The sequence below is a fragment of the Mycobacterium sp. NGS17 genome (assembly GCF_059813205.1).
In genome coordinates, this window is the sequence record NZ_JCALED010000002.1 from 163779 (window position 1) to 180726 (window position 16948).

At 69.0% G+C, this 16948-nt stretch carries 17 protein-coding genes; 4 read left to right on the forward strand and 13 right to left on the reverse strand.

The window, feature by feature from the left end; all coding sequences use genetic code 11:
- Window positions 1-78 precede the first annotated feature (78 nt).
- A complete protein-coding gene (locus AC5Y7E_RS04845) occupies window positions 79-717 on the forward strand; it encodes a C39 family peptidase (protein ID WP_499947739.1) in 639 nt (212 codons plus the stop codon).
- Here AC5Y7E_RS04845 and tsaD read toward each other — a convergent pair.
- The 11 genes from tsaD to glmS all read right to left on the reverse strand — a co-directional run bounded on the left by tsaD (window position 714) and on the right by glmS (window position 12326).
- Entirely contained in the window at window positions 714-1739 is a 1026-nt protein-coding gene (tsaD, locus tag AC5Y7E_RS04850; RefSeq protein ID WP_499947740.1) for a tRNA (adenosine(37)-N6)-threonylcarbamoyltransferase complex transferase subunit TsaD, read from the reverse strand. The two genes, AC5Y7E_RS04845 and tsaD, sit on opposite strands and share 4 nt — an antisense overlap.
- Window positions 1736-2203 carry a ribosomal protein S18-alanine N-acetyltransferase gene (gene rimI, locus AC5Y7E_RS04855; protein ID WP_499920592.1) on the reverse strand — a complete coding sequence of 156 codons (468 nt, stop codon included), beginning with the start codon at window positions 2201-2203 and terminating at the stop codon, window positions 1736-1738. Before rimI ends, tsaD begins: the two co-directional genes overlap by 4 nt.
- Window positions 2200-2823, reverse strand: a complete 624-nt coding sequence (tsaB, locus tag AC5Y7E_RS04860) for a tRNA (adenosine(37)-N6)-threonylcarbamoyltransferase complex dimerization subunit type 1 TsaB (protein ID WP_499920594.1) — start codon at window positions 2821-2823, stop codon at window positions 2200-2202. The genes rimI and tsaB overlap by 4 nt, the downstream gene beginning before the upstream one ends.
- Window positions 2820-3266 (reverse strand): tRNA (adenosine(37)-N6)-threonylcarbamoyltransferase complex ATPase subunit type 1 TsaE, encoded by a 447-nt coding sequence (tsaE, locus tag AC5Y7E_RS04865; RefSeq protein ID WP_499920766.1) that lies wholly within the window; start codon window positions 3264-3266, stop codon window positions 2820-2822. Before tsaE ends, tsaB begins: the two co-directional genes overlap by 4 nt.
- Window positions 3267-3312: 46 nt before the next feature.
- The gene (locus AC5Y7E_RS04870) at window positions 3313-4362 is read right to left on the reverse strand and encodes an alpha/beta fold hydrolase (RefSeq protein WP_499920596.1); all 1050 of its coding nucleotides are present in this window, start codon (window positions 4360-4362) and stop codon (window positions 3313-3315) included.
- A gap of 52 nt (window positions 4363-4414) precedes the next feature.
- Window positions 4415-5590 (reverse strand): alanine racemase, encoded by a 1176-nt coding sequence (gene alr / locus AC5Y7E_RS04875; RefSeq protein WP_499947741.1) that lies wholly within the window; start codon window positions 5588-5590, stop codon window positions 4415-4417.
- A 50-nt stretch (window positions 5591-5640) separates the two neighbouring features.
- On the reverse strand, window positions 5641-7005 hold the full coding sequence (gene gad / locus AC5Y7E_RS04880) for a glutamate decarboxylase (protein WP_499948302.1): 1365 nt from the start codon (window positions 7003-7005) through the stop codon (window positions 5641-5643).
- A gap of 44 nt (window positions 7006-7049) precedes the next feature.
- Window positions 7050-8489 (reverse strand): NAD(P)H-hydrate dehydratase, encoded by a 1440-nt coding sequence (locus AC5Y7E_RS04885; RefSeq protein WP_499920599.1) that lies wholly within the window; start codon window positions 8487-8489, stop codon window positions 7050-7052.
- A 127-nt stretch (window positions 8490-8616) separates the two neighbouring features.
- Complete coding sequence (locus tag AC5Y7E_RS04890; RefSeq protein ID WP_499920770.1) at window positions 8617-9297, reverse strand: rhomboid-like protein; 681 nt, start codon at window positions 9295-9297, stop codon at window positions 8617-8619.
- 104 nt (window positions 9298-9401) lie between these two features.
- Window positions 9402-10316 (reverse strand): DUF4436 domain-containing protein, encoded by a 915-nt coding sequence (locus AC5Y7E_RS04895; protein ID WP_499920600.1) that lies wholly within the window; start codon window positions 10314-10316, stop codon window positions 9402-9404.
- 123 nt (window positions 10317-10439) lie between these two features.
- Window positions 10440-12326: a glutamine--fructose-6-phosphate transaminase (isomerizing) gene (glmS, locus tag AC5Y7E_RS04900; protein ID WP_499947744.1), complete on the reverse strand. Its 1887-nt coding sequence runs from the start codon at window positions 12324-12326 to the stop codon at window positions 10440-10442.
- A gap of 511 nt (window positions 12327-12837) precedes the next feature.
- Here glmS and AC5Y7E_RS04905 point away from each other — a divergent pair.
- From AC5Y7E_RS04905 to AC5Y7E_RS04915, 3 genes are all read left to right on the forward strand, one after another.
- On the forward strand, window positions 12838-13035 hold the full coding sequence (locus AC5Y7E_RS04905) for an Rv1535 family protein (protein ID WP_499920604.1): 198 nt from the start codon (window positions 12838-12840) through the stop codon (window positions 13033-13035).
- Window positions 13036-13117: 82 nt separating this feature from the next.
- Entirely contained in the window at window positions 13118-13957 is an 840-nt protein-coding gene (locus AC5Y7E_RS04910) for a dienelactone hydrolase family protein (protein WP_499947747.1), read from the forward strand.
- Window positions 13958-14123: 166 nt separating this feature from the next.
- Window positions 14124-15164 (forward strand): LLM class F420-dependent oxidoreductase, encoded by a 1041-nt coding sequence (locus tag AC5Y7E_RS04915; protein ID WP_499947749.1) that lies wholly within the window; start codon window positions 14124-14126, stop codon window positions 15162-15164.
- A 4-nt stretch (window positions 15165-15168) separates the two neighbouring features.
- On the opposite strand, the gene AC5Y7E_RS04920 is transcribed toward AC5Y7E_RS04915, so the two are convergent.
- Together AC5Y7E_RS04920 and AC5Y7E_RS04925 are read right to left on the reverse strand one after the other, a co-directional pair.
- On the reverse strand, window positions 15169-16578 hold the full coding sequence (locus AC5Y7E_RS04920; RefSeq protein ID WP_499947751.1) for a hypothetical protein: 1410 nt from the start codon (window positions 16576-16578) through the stop codon (window positions 15169-15171).
- A gap of 3 nt (window positions 16579-16581) precedes the next feature.
- The gene (locus AC5Y7E_RS04925) at window positions 16582-16911 is read right to left on the reverse strand and encodes a hypothetical protein (RefSeq protein WP_499920610.1); all 330 of its coding nucleotides are present in this window, start codon (window positions 16909-16911) and stop codon (window positions 16582-16584) included.
- Window positions 16912-16948 lie beyond the last annotated feature (37 nt).

Here is a 16948-nt window from a genome sequence, read left to right on the forward strand (position 1 = left end):
TCAAGGGCGCCCTGCTGCTTCCCGTGAGAGTCGCGGCGAGTCACCTTGCGCACGTGGACCAAAGTGAATAATCAATTCGTGGACTCGCGCATCCGGCGTGCCAACGGCGCCGCCATCGCAATAGCGAACATCATCGCGTTCTCGTCTATCTGTACCGGGCTGACCGGGGCGGCGCACGCCGACCCAAACGGCCAGATGTACGGCAATCCGCAAGCCGCCGCGCCCTACTGGCGCTATCAGATCGGCGAGGACTGCGGCCTGATGGCCGTCGCCGACGTGGTCGGGCAGGTCACCGGTAAAGAACCCAGCCAGGTCGGCATCGAGCTACGCGGGGTGTTCACCAGAAGCGAAGCCCACCACGGCGGCGTCTACTTCTTCGACGGCACCTCTCCGCAAGACATGGTGCTGCTGCTGAGCAAGTACGGTGTCCAATCCCAGCTGACGACGGGCAACACCTTGCAAGGAATGGAGCAGGACCTGGCCGCCGGCCGCAAGTTGATCGCGGCGATCAACGCCGAAACCATCTGGAACTACCCGCAGGGAAAGGGACAGCGGACCAACGCCGACCACGCCGTCGTCGTCACCGGCGTCGACACCCGCAACAACGTCGTTCACCTCAACGACAGCGGCACACCCAACGGCCGCGACGAGCTGATTCCCCTGGCCACCTTCACCCGAGCCTGGGCGACGAGCAACAACCTGCTCATCGTCGCCTAGGCCACCTGCGGTTTTACCACCGGCAGACCGGGATCGCTGGGCACGTCCAGCGGTGACTGCGGCGCCCCGGCGGCGACCAGGTGCGCGGCGAAGGACGCGATCATCGCGCCGTTGTCGGTGCACAACCTGGGCCTGGGGATCCGCAAGGTCAGCCCGACCGCCGCGCTGCGCTGCTCAGCCAGCTCGCGCAATCGCGAATTCGCGGCCACCCCACCGGCGATCAGCAGGGTCTTGACGCCGAGATCCGTGGCCGCGCGCACCGCCTTTTTGGTCAGCACGTCCGCGACGGCCTCCTGGAACCCGGCGGCGATGTCGGCGTTCACCGCGTCCGGGTGGCTTTCCAGGTAGCGCGCCACGGCCGTCTTGAGCCCGGAGAAGCTGAACGCGTACGGGTCGTCGCGGGGCCCGGTCATGCCGCGCGGGAAGGCGATGGCGTCGCGATCACCGGTGTGCGCCAGCTCGTCGAGGACCCTGCCGCCCGGATAGCCCAGCCCGAGCAGCCGCGCCACCTTGTCGTAGGCCTCGCCGGCGGCGTCATCGACGGTGCTGCCCAGCTCGATGATCGGGTCGCCGAGCGAACGCACATGCAACAGATGGGTGTGGCCGCCGGAGACCAGCAGCGCCACACACTCGGGCAGCGGCCCGTGCTCGTAAACGTCGGCCGCCAGATGGCCGCCCAGGTGATTCACCGCGTAGAACGGCACGCCCCACGCAGCCGAATACGCTTTGGCCGCAGCGACTCCCACCAGTAGGGCGCCGGCCAGTCCGGGCCCGATGGTGGCCGCAACGACGTCCGGCTTGTCCAGGCCGGCGGTCGACAGCGCGCGGCGCATCGCGGGCCCCAGCGCCTCCAGGTGCGCGCGTGAGGCGATCTCGGGGACCACGCCGCCGAAGCGGACGTGTTCGTCGACGCTGGAAGCCACCTCGTCGGCCAGTAGCGTCACCGTGCCGTCGTCGTCCAGCCGCGCGATGCCGACTCCCGTTTCGTCGCACGAGGTTTCGATTGCGAGGATAGTTGTCATGTGGCCTCCCTGCGCATCGTGTACGCGTCGGCGCCGCTGACCCGGTAGTAGCGGCGGCGCAGGCCGATCTGCTCGAACCCGACGCTGGTGTAGAGCCCGATGGCCGCCTCGTTGTCGGTGCGCACTTCCAGGTAAACGGCGCCGCCGTCGGCGAAGGTCAGCAGCTCCTCGAGCAGCCGGCGACCAATCCCCCGGCCTTGGTATGCGGGATCCACACCGATGGTGTGCACCTCGTACTCATACGGAGGGGTACGGCCCAGCCGCGAGATGCCGGCATAACCGATCAGCGTCTCACCGATCCGTGCGGCCACGTAATGGTTGTGGGCACTGGCCAATTCGCGGTGGAAAGCCGCCGCGGGCCAGGGGTCGTCGCCGTCGAAGAGCTGGGCCTCCAGCTCCGCGCAGCGCCGCGCGTCGGCTCGGGTCAGGCCGCCGAAGGTCACGGCTTCGCTGTGGGCGGTCATCGGCCCGTCGCCAGCGGTCTGGCGTCGGGCCGACGCAGATACAGGGCCACCAGCGGCTCCGGGTCGACGGACCAATCGGCCACCGCCGCAACCAGTCCGGCCGGTGTCGGGCAGCTCGGCTCGCACACCGGCAAAGCGAACAGGCCGGCGTGTTCGGGTGAGCCGGCGACGGCCGCAGCGGTACCCGGGTCGACGTCGGCCGCCGCATCGACCGCGGGTCCGTGGGTTCGTACACCGTCGCGATAGCGGGCCCAGTACACCTCGCGCCGCCGGGCGTCGGTGACCACCAGCGTGTCCCCGGCGGTACGCACGCCGATGGCGTCCAGGCTGCACACACCGTGCACCGGAATGTTCAGCGCGTGCCCGTAGGCGGCGGCGGTGGCCATCCCGGCCCGCAGACCGGTGAAAGGCCCCGGCCCACAACCCACCACGACGGCATCCAGGTCCGCCATCGTCAGTCCCGCATCGTCCAGGGCCGCAACGACATTCGGGGTGAGCCGTTCCGCGTGGGCCCGGGGGTCGACGGTGACGCGCTCGGCGAGCACGCACAGGTCCTCACGGCGCACGAGGCCGGCCGTCACGGCCGGCGTGGCGGTGTCGAGGGCGAGGACGATGCTCATGATCCACCGTCATCGTCGGCGTTGTCGGCCCACCGCCAGGTCGCGATCCGCACATCGGATCGGGTGACGCGCTCGAGCCGGATGTCGAGGTGGCGTTCGGCCAGCCGCTCGACCAGGCCCTCACCCCATTCCACGACGACGACGGCGTCGTCGAGATCGCTGTCCAGGTCCAGTGAATCGAGTTCGCCGAGCAGGCCGGCGCCCTCAGGGCCGGTGTGGTCGAGCAACCGGTACATGTCGACGTGGATCATGGTCGGGGTGCCGCGGCGCCGCGGCGGATGCACCCGCGCCAGCACGTAGGACGGCGAGGTGACCGGCCCGTCGACATCCAGTGCCGCGGCAATCCCCTTGGCCAGCACGGTCTTTCCCGCACCGAGCGGACCGGAGAGCACCACCACGTCGCCCGCCCGCAGCTGTTGCCCGAGTCGTGAGCCCAGCGCCATGGTGTCCTCGACGCGCTCCAGGGTTGCGGCGCCCTCGCGGTCGATTTCAGCCACGGCGCCGCAACCTTTCCCGCATCCGTCGCATCCGCAGCACCGCCTTGCCCGGGGTGGCCCGCCTGACCAATCGGACCAGCCCGCCATTGATGGCTTCGGGCTTGTCCAGCAGCGCCAGATGGCTGGCCCCGGCGACGATGACCAGCTCGGACTGCGGCAGGCTGGCGGCCATTTTTCGTGAATACTCGTCCGGGGTGAGCAGGTCGTGGTCGCCGCATGCGATGAGGGTCGGGATGCGCAGCAGCGTCCACAGCCCGGCGGTCTCGTCATGCTTTTCCAAGGCGTCCAGGAAGCCCACCATGGTGGGGATCGGGGTGCTGTTCATCATGCGCTGGGAGAACGCGTCCAGGCTCCGGCTGACCTGCAGGTCGCTGTAGGAGGCGGCCCGCAGCACCGGGCCGATCAACGACCGGGACACGTTGCGGCCCCGGTGCATCAGCTTCGGTGCGGACCGCGCGGCAACGCGGACCGCTTCCAGCGCAGGGTTTTTGAGTATCTCACCGAGTGGTGACCTCGAAACGCCTTCTGCCGCCGAGGAAATTATCGCGGCGCCCACGATTCGGCGCCCGTACTGCTCGGGGAACTGGCGGGCATGCGACAACACCGTCATGCCGCCCATCGAGTGGCCCACCAGCACGATCATTCCACGCGGCGCCACCACGTTCAGCACGGTTTGCAGGTCCCTGCCGAGTTGGGTCAGCGTGTAGGTCTCGGGATCGGCCTCGCCGGATCTGCCGTGCCCGCGCTGATCGTAGAAGACCATCCGCACGTCGGGACCCAACTGATCGGGCAGCCGCGTGCGCTGAAAGTGAAAGGCGCCCATCTGCAAACAGAATCCGTGGACGAACACCAGGGTCAGCGGTGCGTCGGCCGGACCGGCTTCGCGGACCGCCAGCGGTACCCCGTCGGGAGTGGTCACCACCAGGCTGGTGTCGTCTTCGAGCCGGTTGAAATCCTCATGGGCGTACGGGTCTTCGACGGTGGCACGCTGGGTCATCGACCGGCGGGCCGAGGCTCCTATGATGGTGGCGACGGCCGTCACCCCCGCACCTCCCGCAAGCCAGGCCCTGCCCTTGCGGCGCCTGCGGGGTTTTTCAGGACTCAACGGTTCGCGCCTCGCGGTAGGTTCTGGTGATCCGGCCGCGGGGGCTGGTCACCACTTCGTAGTGGATGGTGCCGAGCAGGTCGGCCCAGTCCTGCGCGGTGGGTTCACCTTTGACGCCCGGCCCGAACAGGATCGCCTCGTCGCCTTCGGCCACGTCGGCGCGTCCCGGCCCGAGGTCGACGACGAACTGGTCCATGCAAATCCGCCCGACGCCCGGCCGCCGCTTGCCGTTGATCAACACCTCCAGCCGACCGCCCAGGGACCGGAAGACGCCGTCGGCGTAGCCGACCGGAATCAGCGCGAGGTTGGTGTCGCGCTGCGCGGTCCAGGTGTGGCCATACGACACGCTCTCCCCCGCGGTGATCGACTTCACCAGGGCCACAGTGCATTTCACCGTCATCGCCGGCACCAGACCCAGGTCACCGCGCTCGGGCACCGGGCTCAGCCCGTATATCGCGATGCCGGGGCGCACCATGTCGAACGCCAGGTCGGGGCGAGACATCGTGGCCGACGAGTTCGACAGGTGCGCCACCTCGAACCGCACACCCTGCTCGCGCGCCTGGGCCAGCATGTCGCTGAATCGTTGGGCCTGAAGGTTGTTCACCGGATTGGCGGGCTGGTCGGCATACACCATGTGGGACATCAGCCCCCGCAGCACGATGGCCTCCTCGGCGACGGCCCTGCGCAGCGCGGTCAGCACCGAGGGGTACTGCCCCGGGGGCACCCCATTGCGGTTCAGCCCGGTGTCGACCTTGACGGTCACGGTCGCGGTCCGGCCGGTGCGGCGCGCCGCGTCCAGCAGCTCGTCGAGTTGGCGCTCCGACGACACGGCGACCTGTATGTCGGCCAGCAGCGCGGGCCCGAAGTCGATGCCGGGCGGGTGCAGCCAGGCCAGCACCGGCGCGGTGATTCCGGCCGCACGCAGCGCCAGGCCCTCGGCGACGGTGGCGACACCCAACTCGGTGGCCCCCGCGGCCAGCGCTGCGCGCGCCGTCTGGGGGGCTCCGTGGCCGTAGCCGTCGGCCTTGACCACGGCCATCACCTGCGCGTCGCCCGCGTGTTCGCACAGCAGCCGCACGTTGTGCTCAATCGCCCCCAGGTCGACCAGGGCCTCAGCGAGGACGCCCGGTGTCAGGGATGTCGTCGTAGCGGACACGGCCGCCATTGTCCCAGACCCCGCAATCGGGCCCGACAACTCGACGTTCGGCGCAGAACCTAGTGCGCGAAGTGCTCGGCGCTGTAGTGCCCACCCGGCTTGAGCTTGTCCAGCGACGCCAGCGCGGTGCGGGCGTCGTCGTGCAGGGCCCGGGCCAGGTCGGCGGAGAGCCCCTCGCGCACCACGATGCGCAACACCGAAATGTCGGTGGCGTTGTCCGGCATGGTGTAGGCCGGCACCTGCCAGCCATAGCCGCGCAGCTCGTGGGAGACGTCGAACTCGGTGTAGCCGAGGCCGCGGGCCAGCCGGAAGGCGACCACCGGGATCGCCGAGCCGTCGGAGATCAGCTCGCAGTGTTCGCCGACGCGCAGCTGCTCACCCAGCCAGCGCGCGGTCGACGACAGCGTCTGCATGACCTGCGTGTAACCCTCGCGGCCCAGCCGCAGGAAGTTGTAGTACTGGCCGACCACCTGATTGCCGGGCCGGGAGAAGTTCAGCGTGAACGTCGGCATGTCGCCACCCAGATAGTTCACGTGGAACACCAGGTCCTCGGGCAAGTACTCCTTGCTGCGCCACACCACGAAGCCGACGCCCGGATAGGTCAGCCCGTACTTATGGCCGCTGACGTTGATCGACACCACCCGGGGCAGCCGGAAGTCCCACTTCAGGTCGGGGTGCAGGAAGGGCACCACGAACCCGCCGCTGGCGGCGTCGACGTGAACCGGGACGTCCACCCCGCCGCCGGCGGCCAGCTTGTCCAGGGCCGCGCAGATCTCGGCGATGGGCTCCAGCTCGCCGGTGTAGGTGGTGCCCAGGATCGCCACCACCCCGATGGTGTCCTCGTCGACAGCGTCGGTGACCTGCTCGGGCGTGATGACGTAGCGCCCCTCCTCCATCGGCAGGTAGCGCGGTTCGACGTCGAAGTAGCGACAGAACTTCTCCCAGACCACCTGCACGTTGGAGCCCATCACCAGGTTCGGGGTGCGCGTCTTCCAGTCCTTGCCGACCTTCTCGCGCCAGCGCCACTTCATCGCCAGCCCGCCCAGCATCACCGCCTCGCTCGAGCCGATCGTGGACACCCCGCAGGCGCTGGACGGGTCGTCGTCGCGCAGGCCGTCGGCGTGGAACAGGTCGGCCACCATGCACACGCAGCGCTGCTCGATGGCCGCGGTGGCCGGGTACTCGTCCTTGTCGATCATGTTCTTGTCGAACGTCTCGGCCATCAGCCGCCCGGCCTGCGGATCCATCCAGGTGGTGACGAACGTGGCCAGGTTCAGGCGCGAGCTGCCGTCGAGCATCAGCTCGTCGTGGATGAAGCGGTACGCGGCCTCCGGGTCCATCGACTCGTCCGGCATCCGCAGCGCCGGTACCGGCGCGGTGAACAGGCGGCCCGTATACGCCGGGGCGATGGAATGCGCGGGCATGGAAGGGTGTTGGGGCACAACGAATTCCTTTCTGAAGGTCTCTCCTACAGGGCGGCCAGGGCGGCTCGGATGTGCGGAACCATGCGCGATGCCGAGGTGGGCGCCTCGCCGGGCCCCGGGTCGGCGGCCGACAGCGCCGCGGCCCGCGCGTGCACGAAGGCGGCGGCCGCGGCCGCCTCGGCCGGCGGCAACCCTGACGCCAGCAGCGCGCCGATCATGCCGGACAACACGTCACCGGAGCCGGCGGTGGACGCCCACGACTGCCCGGCCGGATTGAGGTAGACCGGGCCGCCCGGATCGGCGATGACCGTGACGTTGCCCTTGAGCAATACCGTGGCGCCGAACGCGTCGGCCAGCTTGCGGCACGCACCCACCCGGTCATCACCGGGTGGGTTACCCGCCAGCCGGGCGAATTCACCCGCGTGCGGGGTCAGCACCGTCGGCGCGGTGCGGTTGGCCACCAGCTCGGGATGGGCCGCCAGGATGGTCAGCCCGTCGGCGTCCACGATCACCGGCAGGTCGGTTTCGAGGGCGAACCACAGCGCCGCGGCGCCGACGTCGTCGGTGCCCAATCCCGGCCCGACGACCCAGGACTGCACCCGTCCGGCCGACGCGGGGGTGGGCGACGCGATGACCTCGGGCCAGTGCGCGAGCACCTCGCGGTGCGCGCTGCCGGCGTAGCGGACCATGCCGGAGGTCGCCGCGACGGCGGCGCCGGTGCACAGCACGGCGGCGCCCGGATAGGTCGACGAGCCGGCCATCACGCCGGTGACGCCCTGGGTGTATTTGTCGTCGTGGGGTCCGGGCACCGGCCAGCGGGCGGCCACGTCGGCGGCCTCGAACCCCAGCGCTGCGACGTTCGGTGGACCGGGCAGCCTCAGCCCGATGTCGATCAGTGCCACGCGGCCGCAGTCGGCGAGTGCGTGCACGGGTTTGAGCCCACCGAAGGTGACGGTCAGGCAGGCGTGCACCGCGGGACCGCTGATCGCCCCGGTCGTGGCGTCGATGCCGCTGGGGATGTCGACGGCGATCACCGGGATTTTCGCGTCGCCCGGCCTGTCCAAGGCGGCGAACACCTCGGCCGCGGCGGGTCGCAGCGCTCCGGAGCCGGAGATGCCCACCACGCCGTCGATGACGAGATCGGTTGTCGGCGAGACGCTTTCGACGATGCGGCCGCCGGCCCGCAGGAACGCCGCCAGGCCTTTGCGGTGGGTGCGCTCGGGGTTGAGCAGAATCGCGTCGGCGGCCGCGCCGCGACGGCGCAGAAAGGTGGCCGCCCACAACGCGTCACCGCCGTTGTCTCCGGAGCCGACGACCGCACACACCCGTCGGCCGGTGACGCCGCCGGTGCGGGCGGCCAACTCGCCGATGATCTCGGTGGCCAGCCCATACGCCGCGCGCCGCATCAGCACACCGTCGGGCAGGCTGGCCAGCAATGGCGCCTCGGCCTGCCGGATCGCGTCTACGGAGTAGTAATGGCGCATCAGAGTCAGATTACGTGTCGCGGTCGCGGTGGACGGCCGCGCTCGGTTCGCGGGCGCCGACGGCGGCCGGCGCTATCTCGAAATAATCTGGCGCCCACAGTCTTTCGGGTTCCGGCAGGTGCCGGCATTAGGCCGAAGTCTCCGGCGGCACATTGCGGCGCGCCATGGCCCGCAGGCGCGCGGGACTCAACGGGCCGCTGCGTTTCGAGCGTGTGCGAGTCATCGGGTAGAAGCACAAGCCGATGAAGATCGAGGTGAAGTGCCCGATCGCGGTGAAATTCAATTCGCTGCCCATGGTGATCAGCGGGAAACCGAAGATGACGAACAACACCCCGAGATATCCCCAGCGCCAAGGCCGGACGATGTGGTAACTCAGCACGGCCATCACGCCGACAAGGAAATAGCTGACCCCGATGTCGCGGGCGTGCACCAGGCGTTGCGGGGCGTCGTGGTCCTCGATCGCAAAGTAGAGGATGCCTTCGCTGATGTAGGTGGCAAGGATGTGCGAGCTCAATCCCACAGTGAGCCAGCGGAGCTGGCCGAGCCAGTGTTCGGCCGGCGCGAGAAACAGCGTGAACAGCAGCAGGTACGGCTCGAAGTGTTTGCCGTCGATCCACAGCAGGCTGGCGAACAGGACGCCGAGCGGGTCGCTGCCCAACTCGTGAATGTTGGTGGAGCGGTGCAGCAGTACGGAGTGCAGCTCGCGGCCGGTGAGATGGGTCTGGATGAACGTCGTGATCATCAGCACCAGCAGCCAGCAGTAGGTCAGCGGCGCGGTGATGACGAAATGCCAGACCACCAGCGTCATGCTGCGCACTCGACTGCGAACCGATGGAGCCGCCACGACATCAACCTTCGCACGAGGGGCGGGGCGCCGGACGACTTCGGCGGCAACACGCCGCCCGCGATCGGCTACTTCGCAGGCGCGGGAGCCGGATCCGCCGGGTCCGGCGCCGGGGCCGGACTCGCCGGCGCCGGGGTGGGCACCGGCTTCAAATGCCGCCACCAGCACCCGATGTAGAGAATCATCGAGACCGCCAACGCGACCAGCACCCAGATGACGACGGTGATGTCGACCCAGCTGCCGAATGGCGGCGAGCCGGGTAGCGCGTTGCGCAGGGGCACCACGGCGAACAGCATGGCCGCGTACCACGTCGTCATCGGTGGCTGAAACGGCCGCCGGTCGCGGGCCGTCTGAACCGCTACCACCAGAGCAAGACTGGCGATCGTGATGAGCACGCCGAGGATGACGATGGCGAACGCCGCGGTACTGAGCGACCGCCGCACGTTCAGTCGGTAGGGGCCGTCCGCCTGCGCCCTGGTGGCGGATAGCCGCCACCCCGAAAGGTGATCGACGAAGGTGACCGGCACATGGTCGGGTTGCCGGTCGGTGTCAGGGCCGTAGAAGATCTCGACTTCGATCGGCCCCGAGCGGTATTGATCGAAGGGCCACCGCTCGATCTGGCCGGCGATGGTCAGCGGGACGGCCATCAGGCCCGGCAGCATGCCCTTGGTCCAGGTGTGCCGAGAAGGCATCGCGGCGGACCTGACGCGCAGGCTCAGATCGTCCTTGAGGTGGTGGGTTTTCGGGTCCAGCAACGCCGATCCGGGATTGAACGCCAGATTGACGGCGAGCACGCTGTTGTTGGACTGAATGTCTTCGACATTGATGGTCGCCGACGGCTTGTCGCCGTCGCCAGTCGGCGTGGCAACATCCAGGCGCCGGCCGGTACCGCTTTGCGCATACATCCCGACCGCTACCGCGTATGCCGCGAGGATCAGAACGACAAGGCCCACGACGCCGTATTTCGTGCCGGCCGATCGCATACTTCCTCCCGTACGGACTTCACCCCAACCCGCCTGCCGCAAATGCTGCCCCAGGGCAATGTAATGGATCGGCTGGGTGTCCGCCGGTGATACGGGCGAAGTATCGACGCGAGCTGGGCGCGCCTATTCGACGGTGACGGACTTGGCCAGGTTTCGCGGCTTGTCGACGTCGTAGCCACGGGCCTGGGCCACCGACGCGGCGAACACCTGCAGCGGGATCGTCGACAGCAGCGGCTGCAAAAGCGTTGACACCGAAGGGATTTCGATCAGGTGGTCGGCGTAGGGGCGCACGGTGTCATCGCCTTCCTCGGCGATGACAATGGTGATCGCGCCGCGGGCCTGGATCTCGCGGATGTTGGACAACAACTTGGCGTGCAGCACGGCCGAGCCCTTGGGGGACGGCATGATGACGATGACCGGCAGATCGTCTTCAATCAGCGCGATGGGGCCGTGCTTGAGCTCGCCGGCGGCAAATCCCTCGGCGTGCATGTACGCCAATTCCTTGAGTTTCAGCGCGCCCTCCAGCGCCACCGGGTATCCGACGTGGCGGCCCAGGAACAGCACCGTCGGGGCCTGGGCGAACTGATACGCCAGGGCGGCCACCGGCTTGATCGTCGCGATGACCCGCGCGACGAGGTCCGGCATCGCTTCCAGCTCGTGGTATTCGCGCTGCACCTCGTCGGGGTACTTGGTGCCGCGGGCCTGCGCCAGCGCCAGACCGACCAGATAGTTCGCGGTGATCTGGGCCAGGAACGTCTTGGTCGAGGCCACCCCGATCTCCGGGCCGGCGCGGGTGTAGAGCACGGCGTCGCACTCGCGGGGTATCTGCGAGCCGTTGGTGTTGCAGATCGCCAAGACCTTGGCCTTCTGCTCCTTGGCGTGCCGGACCGCTTCGAGGGTGTCCGCGGTCTCGCCGGACTGCGAGATGGCGACCACCAGGGTGCTGCGGTCCAGAACCGGGTCGCGGTACCGGAATTCGCTGGCGAGCTCGACCTCGACCGGCAGTCGTGTCCAGTGCTCGATCGCGTACTTCGCCAGCAAGCCGGAGTGATATGCGGTGCCGCAGGCCACCACGAACACCTTGTCGATCTCGCGGAGCTCCTGGTCGGACAGCCGCTGCTCGTCGAGCACGATCCGGCCGTCGACGAAGTGCCCCAGCAGGGTGTCGGCCACGGCGGTCGGCTGCTCGGCGATCTCCTTGAGCATGAAGTACTCGTAGCCACCCTTTTCGGCGGCGGCCAGGTCCCAGTCGATGTGGAACTCGCGGTATGCCCCGGGTCCCAGGTCGTCGTTGCCGTCGAAGTCGGTGATCCGGTAACCGTCGGCGGTGATCACCACGGCCTGGTCCTGCCCGAGTTCGATGGCGTTGCGGGTGTGCGGGATGAAGGCCGCCACGTCGGAGCCGACGAACATCTCGCCGTCGCCGATGCCGATCACCAGCGGGGTGGAGCGGCGGGCGGCGACGATGGTGCCGGGGTCGTCAGCGTTGGCGAACACCAACGTGAAGTGGCCGTCCAGGCGGCGCAGCACCGCGAGCACCGAGGCGGCGAAATCGCCCGCGGTGGGGCCGTGCCGGTAGGCCTGCGACACCAGATGCACCGCCACCTCGGTATCGGTGTCGCTGGCGAACTCCACGCCCTCGGCCTCCAGCTCGTGGCGCAGGTTGGCGTAGTTCTCGATGATGCCGTTGTGGACCACCGCGATCTTGCCGGCGGCGTCGCGGTGCGGGTGGGCGTTGCGGTCGGTGGGTCGTCCGTGGGTGGCCCACCGGGTGTGGCCCAGGCCGGTGGTTCCGGTCAGCGACGACGCCGGCATTTCGGCGATCGCCTCCTCCAGGTTGGCCAGCCGGCCGGCACGACGGCTGACCGTCAGCGCGGCCGCCGACGGGCCGCCGCCGTTGACCAAGGCGACGCCCGACGAGTCGTAGCCGCGGTACTCCATCCGGCGCAGCGCGGACATCACGACCTCACACGCGGGCTGCTGCCCGACATAGCCGACAATTCCGCACATTCTGAACAGGGTAGTGCAGGCGGACCACCAACCCCGCACTCCGCGGTTAGGGTTAGGCCGCCCACCTGCGCGAAAGGCCCACTGTGACCTATCCCTACCGCCAATGAACTGGGCCGCGCTGACCTCCAATTGGACCGCGATCCGATACTGGGACAGCGCCAACTGGACGCCGTGGACCTATCCGCCGAGCCCATTCACTCACTCGTCATAAACGCGGATTCGTATTCACTTGATGTATTTGCGACGTTTTCGTTCCGACCAACACCCAATGGGATATCCCGCGGTAATATCTGAAACGCCAGCAAAGACCGGAAAAACCTCAAGGCTCCGAAAGACGAGCTGCCTTTCAAGCCCGTCCGATCACGATTACGCAGCGTGACTGCGGCAGAACCGGGGCCATCGATTTGCAGTCAGGCTTTTGTCAGGCACGAGTCGGATATTCTGGCTACCTGGGACCACGCATTGTGCCGCGCCGTGAATTCAGCCCGACGGGCGCCATGAGGAGGCAATCATGACCGCGGTTCGCGACGACGATCTGGCGCCGGCCGTCATGGTGCCGACGCTACGGCAGGCACCCAAACCGTGCGCGCAGGCGTCGACCAGTTCCGGCCACCCGTTGATGGACTTGACCACCAAAGTGTTCTCCGTCCCGCTGCGCCAGCTCTACGCGGCGCTGTGGCGGGCGGGCGTCATCGAGGTCACGGGCTAACAGAGCCTCGCGCACCGGCCGGCCCAGCGGGGCGGCGTTCCTTCTCCCCCGGCGCTCGATTGCGATGCGCTAACGTCAACGCGTGGCCCGCATCCGCAAGCTCGTCGCAGCTCTCAGCCGCCGTGGCCCCCATCGGGTTTTGCGTGGTGACCTGGCCTTTGCCGGCCTGCCGGGAGTGGTGTACACCCCCGAGGCGGGGCTGAATCTGCCCGGCGTGGCGTTCGGCCACGACTGGCTCACCGGCGCGGACCGGTATTCGAACTTGCTCGAGCATTTGGCGTCCTGGGGCATCGTGGCCGGCGCTCCCGACACCCAGCGCGGCCTGGCTCCGTCGGTGCTGAACTTCGCCTTTGATCTCGGCACCGCCCTGGACATCGTGTCCGCGGTGCGCCTGGGTCCCGGCAAGATCAGCGTCCATCCGGCCAAGCTCGGCGTCGTCGGTCACGGTTTCGGCGGCTCGGCGGCGGTGTTCGCCGCGGCCGGGATGCCGGCCAAGCCCGCCGCAGTCGCCGCGATTTTCCCCAGCGTCACCAGGCCGCCGGCTCAGCAGCCGGCCGCGACGCTGAAGGTTCCCGGGGTGATCTTCACCGCGTCCGGTGATCCCAAGACGCTGAACTCCAACGCATTGGCGCTGGCCGACGCGTGGGACGCGGCGACGCTGCGCATCGTCAGCAAGGCCCAGCCCGGTGGGCTGGTCGAGGGCCGTCGGCTGACCAAGGTGCTGGGGCTGGCCGGCGCGCACCGCCGCACCCAGCGGTCGGTGCGCGCGCTGTTGACCGGTTACCTGCTCTACACCCTGGGCGGCGACAAGAAGTATCGCGATTTCGCCGATCCGCAGGCGCACCTGCCGGGCACGGATGCGATCGACCCCGAGGCCGAAGCGATTCCGCTGGAAGAGAAGATCGTCGCGCTGCTCAAGTGAGGAAGGCGCACTTGACCTTCGTGTCGACCGTGCAAGCGCTCTATGACCGCTGGATCGTCGAATTGTGGAAGGGCGGCCCATCGCTGCGGAGATCGTCATCGACGACTTCGGGCACCTCCGCCGGCTGAGGGTCCAGGCCCGCGCGACAGCGTGGTAAGTGTCATTGATGCGAATCGGGATCGCCCTCAATTATTCGGGTGGGTTTCACGAGGCCGTGGACCGCGTGGTCGAACTCGAAAAGTCCGGCATCGAAGTGGTAGTGGTGGCCGAGGCGTATGCCTTCGACGCCATCAGCCAACTGGGCTATCTGGCCGCCAAGACGAACACCGTCGAGCTGGCGTCCGGGGTGCTGCCCATCTACATCCGCACGCCGTCGCTACTGGCGATGACCGCCGCGGGGCTGGACTACGTGTCCGACGGTCGATTCCGCCTCGGCATCGGCACCTCCGGGCCGCAGGTGATCGAGGGATTCCACGGCGTCCCGTTCGACGCCCCGATCGGCCGCACCCGCGAGATCGTGGAGATCTGCCGCAAGGTGTGGCGCCGCGAACGCGTGCAATACGACGGCAAGCATTACCAGCTGCCGTTGCCCGCCGATCGCGGGACGGGTCTGGGCAAGTCGCTGCAGCTCATCAATCACCCGGTGCGCGAACGCATTCCGGTCAGCATCGCAGCGTTGGGCCCCAAGAATGTCGAGCTCACCGCCGAGATCGCCGAGGGCTGGCAGCCCGTCTTCTACCTGCCTGACAAGGCCGCGTCGATCTGGGGCGAGTCGCTGGCGGCCGGCGCCGCCAAGCGCGATCCCGCACTGGGCCCGCTCGATGTGATGGTGCACGCGTCGCTGGCCATCGGGGACAACGTCGACAATCGGCTCGCGTGGGTCAAGCCGCAGCTGGGCCTCTACATCGGCGGGATGGGCGCCAAAGGCCGCAATTTCTACCACAATCTGGCGACGCGGTATGGGTTCGGAGATGTCGCCGACCGGATCCAGGAGCTGTATCTGTCCGGTCGCAAACAGGAGGCCATCGACGCGGTGCCCGACGAGCTGGTGCGCGGCATGTCGCTGATCGGCCCACCCGGATACGTCGCCGAGCGCATGGCCGCCTTCGCCGAGGCGGGTGTGACGACGCTGTTGGTGAACCCGCTGGCCGTCGATCGCGCCGAATCCATGCGGTTTGTCGAGGAAGCTCTGAAGCTGCGGCCCTGAGCCGTCACTGCCCCGCCTGCGGAAGCTGGTCGGCGGCAATCTCGCACGGCGTCGAGCCCTGGTCGGCCGCGGGCGCCGGTCCGGCGACAGGGGCGGCGGGTGGTGCGGGCGGCGCGTCCGGTGGCGGTGTACCGGCCGGTGGTGGAACCTCGACCGGTGCGTCGTCGGGCCCGGGCTCAGGTTCGTCGACGGGTTGGTTGGTTTCGGCGGGATCGTCTGGACGACCGGGGGTCTTGTCGGCAACGGCCTGATCGTCGGTGACGTCGTCGGCGGCGTCCCCGGTGCGCTCGGGATCGTCTGCGTCGAAAGGCCTTTCGTCGAACGGATCCTCGCCGTCGCTCATTGCGTCCGAGCCGCCCAACCCGTCACCGGCCGATCCGATCAGCCCGCCCACCGCATCGACGATCCGGCCGGCCAGCCCGAGAAGACCGCCACCACCGCCAAGCCCGCCACCGAGTCCGCCACCGCCAAATCCGCCACCGAGGTCGCCACCGCCCAGCCCACCCGGATCGCCCATCGGCATGCCCGCGGCAGCGACCGGCGGCGGTGCCGGGGCCGCCGAAGCCGGTGCGGCACTGACGGGATCGGGCACGGCGGACGTCAACGTCGGCGCGGGGCCCACCGCCGGGACGGGGCCGGTGTCCACCGCCGGGACGGGGGCGGTGTCCACCGCCGGGGCGGGGCCGGTGCCCACCGGCGGGGCGAACTGCGCCGGCGCAATTCCCGCACCGAGATCGCCAGGGAATTCAAAGCGCGCCGTCGGGACGGCGGTCATCTTGTCGATGACCATGGCGTAGGACGTCTCGACGCCGTCCGAGGCGGACCGCATCGCCGTCACCCAGTCGCTGCGAATGTCGTTGTCCACGTAGGGCATCACCTGCTGGCGCACCACGTCGGCGGCACCGTCCCGGTCGCCCGCCAGGACCGCGGCGGCGGCGGCCAGCCAGGCCGGCCGCTGAGCGCGCACCCGGTCGTCGACGGCAATGACGTTCGACACCTCCGAATCGACCAGATACCACAGGTTGTCGCGCAGCGACTCACATCGCTGGGCCGCCGCGCGCAGTTCGGTGACGACGGCGTCGCCGGTGTCGCAATGCCGCTGCAACAGCTGCACGGCGGCGTCCCCGCCCGGACCGATCCACGCCGCGGCCAGCTCGGCCACCTGGGCGCGCTGCATCCGCAGCGCTTCGGCCGCCACCACGCCCGCCGCCCGCAACTCCGCGCAGTCGCGGTCCAGCACGCGCAGGTCCAGGCCGTCCTCGCCCGCATACCGCTCGCGAACCTGCGCGGGATGCGGCGTCAGGTCGGGGTTCTGGTAGCCCAGCGCATGGCAGGCCTGCACGTAGGTCTGGGTGTGCTCGACGGCGGCCCGGCCTTCGGCGAGGCGCGCGGCCACATCCAATCGGTCGGCCACGAGTCAGGCGATCCGCGCCGCGGCATACAGTTCGGCATCGGCGTAGCATTCGGCGCTCGACCGCAGCGCCGCGGCGATCTCGGCCGACGCGCGCGACCACTGCGATACCTGTGCCACCAGCCGCTCCAATTCGGCGCGCAGTGCCTCGCCACGCGTCGTGTGCGTGCGGCCGGCGCCGGCGCCGCCGAAAGCGAGCCTGGACAAATGGTCGGATACCGCGCGGTCGATGAATTCGGCCGCGGTCGCGAATCGGTTAGCGACCCGCCGCGCCGACGACACGTCGAGCTGCGTTCGGGCGATGGGTACGGGACGTGTTCCCCCAACGGATTTCATGCCTTATCCGACGCCCGCGGGCGCGGCGGGGTTCCGG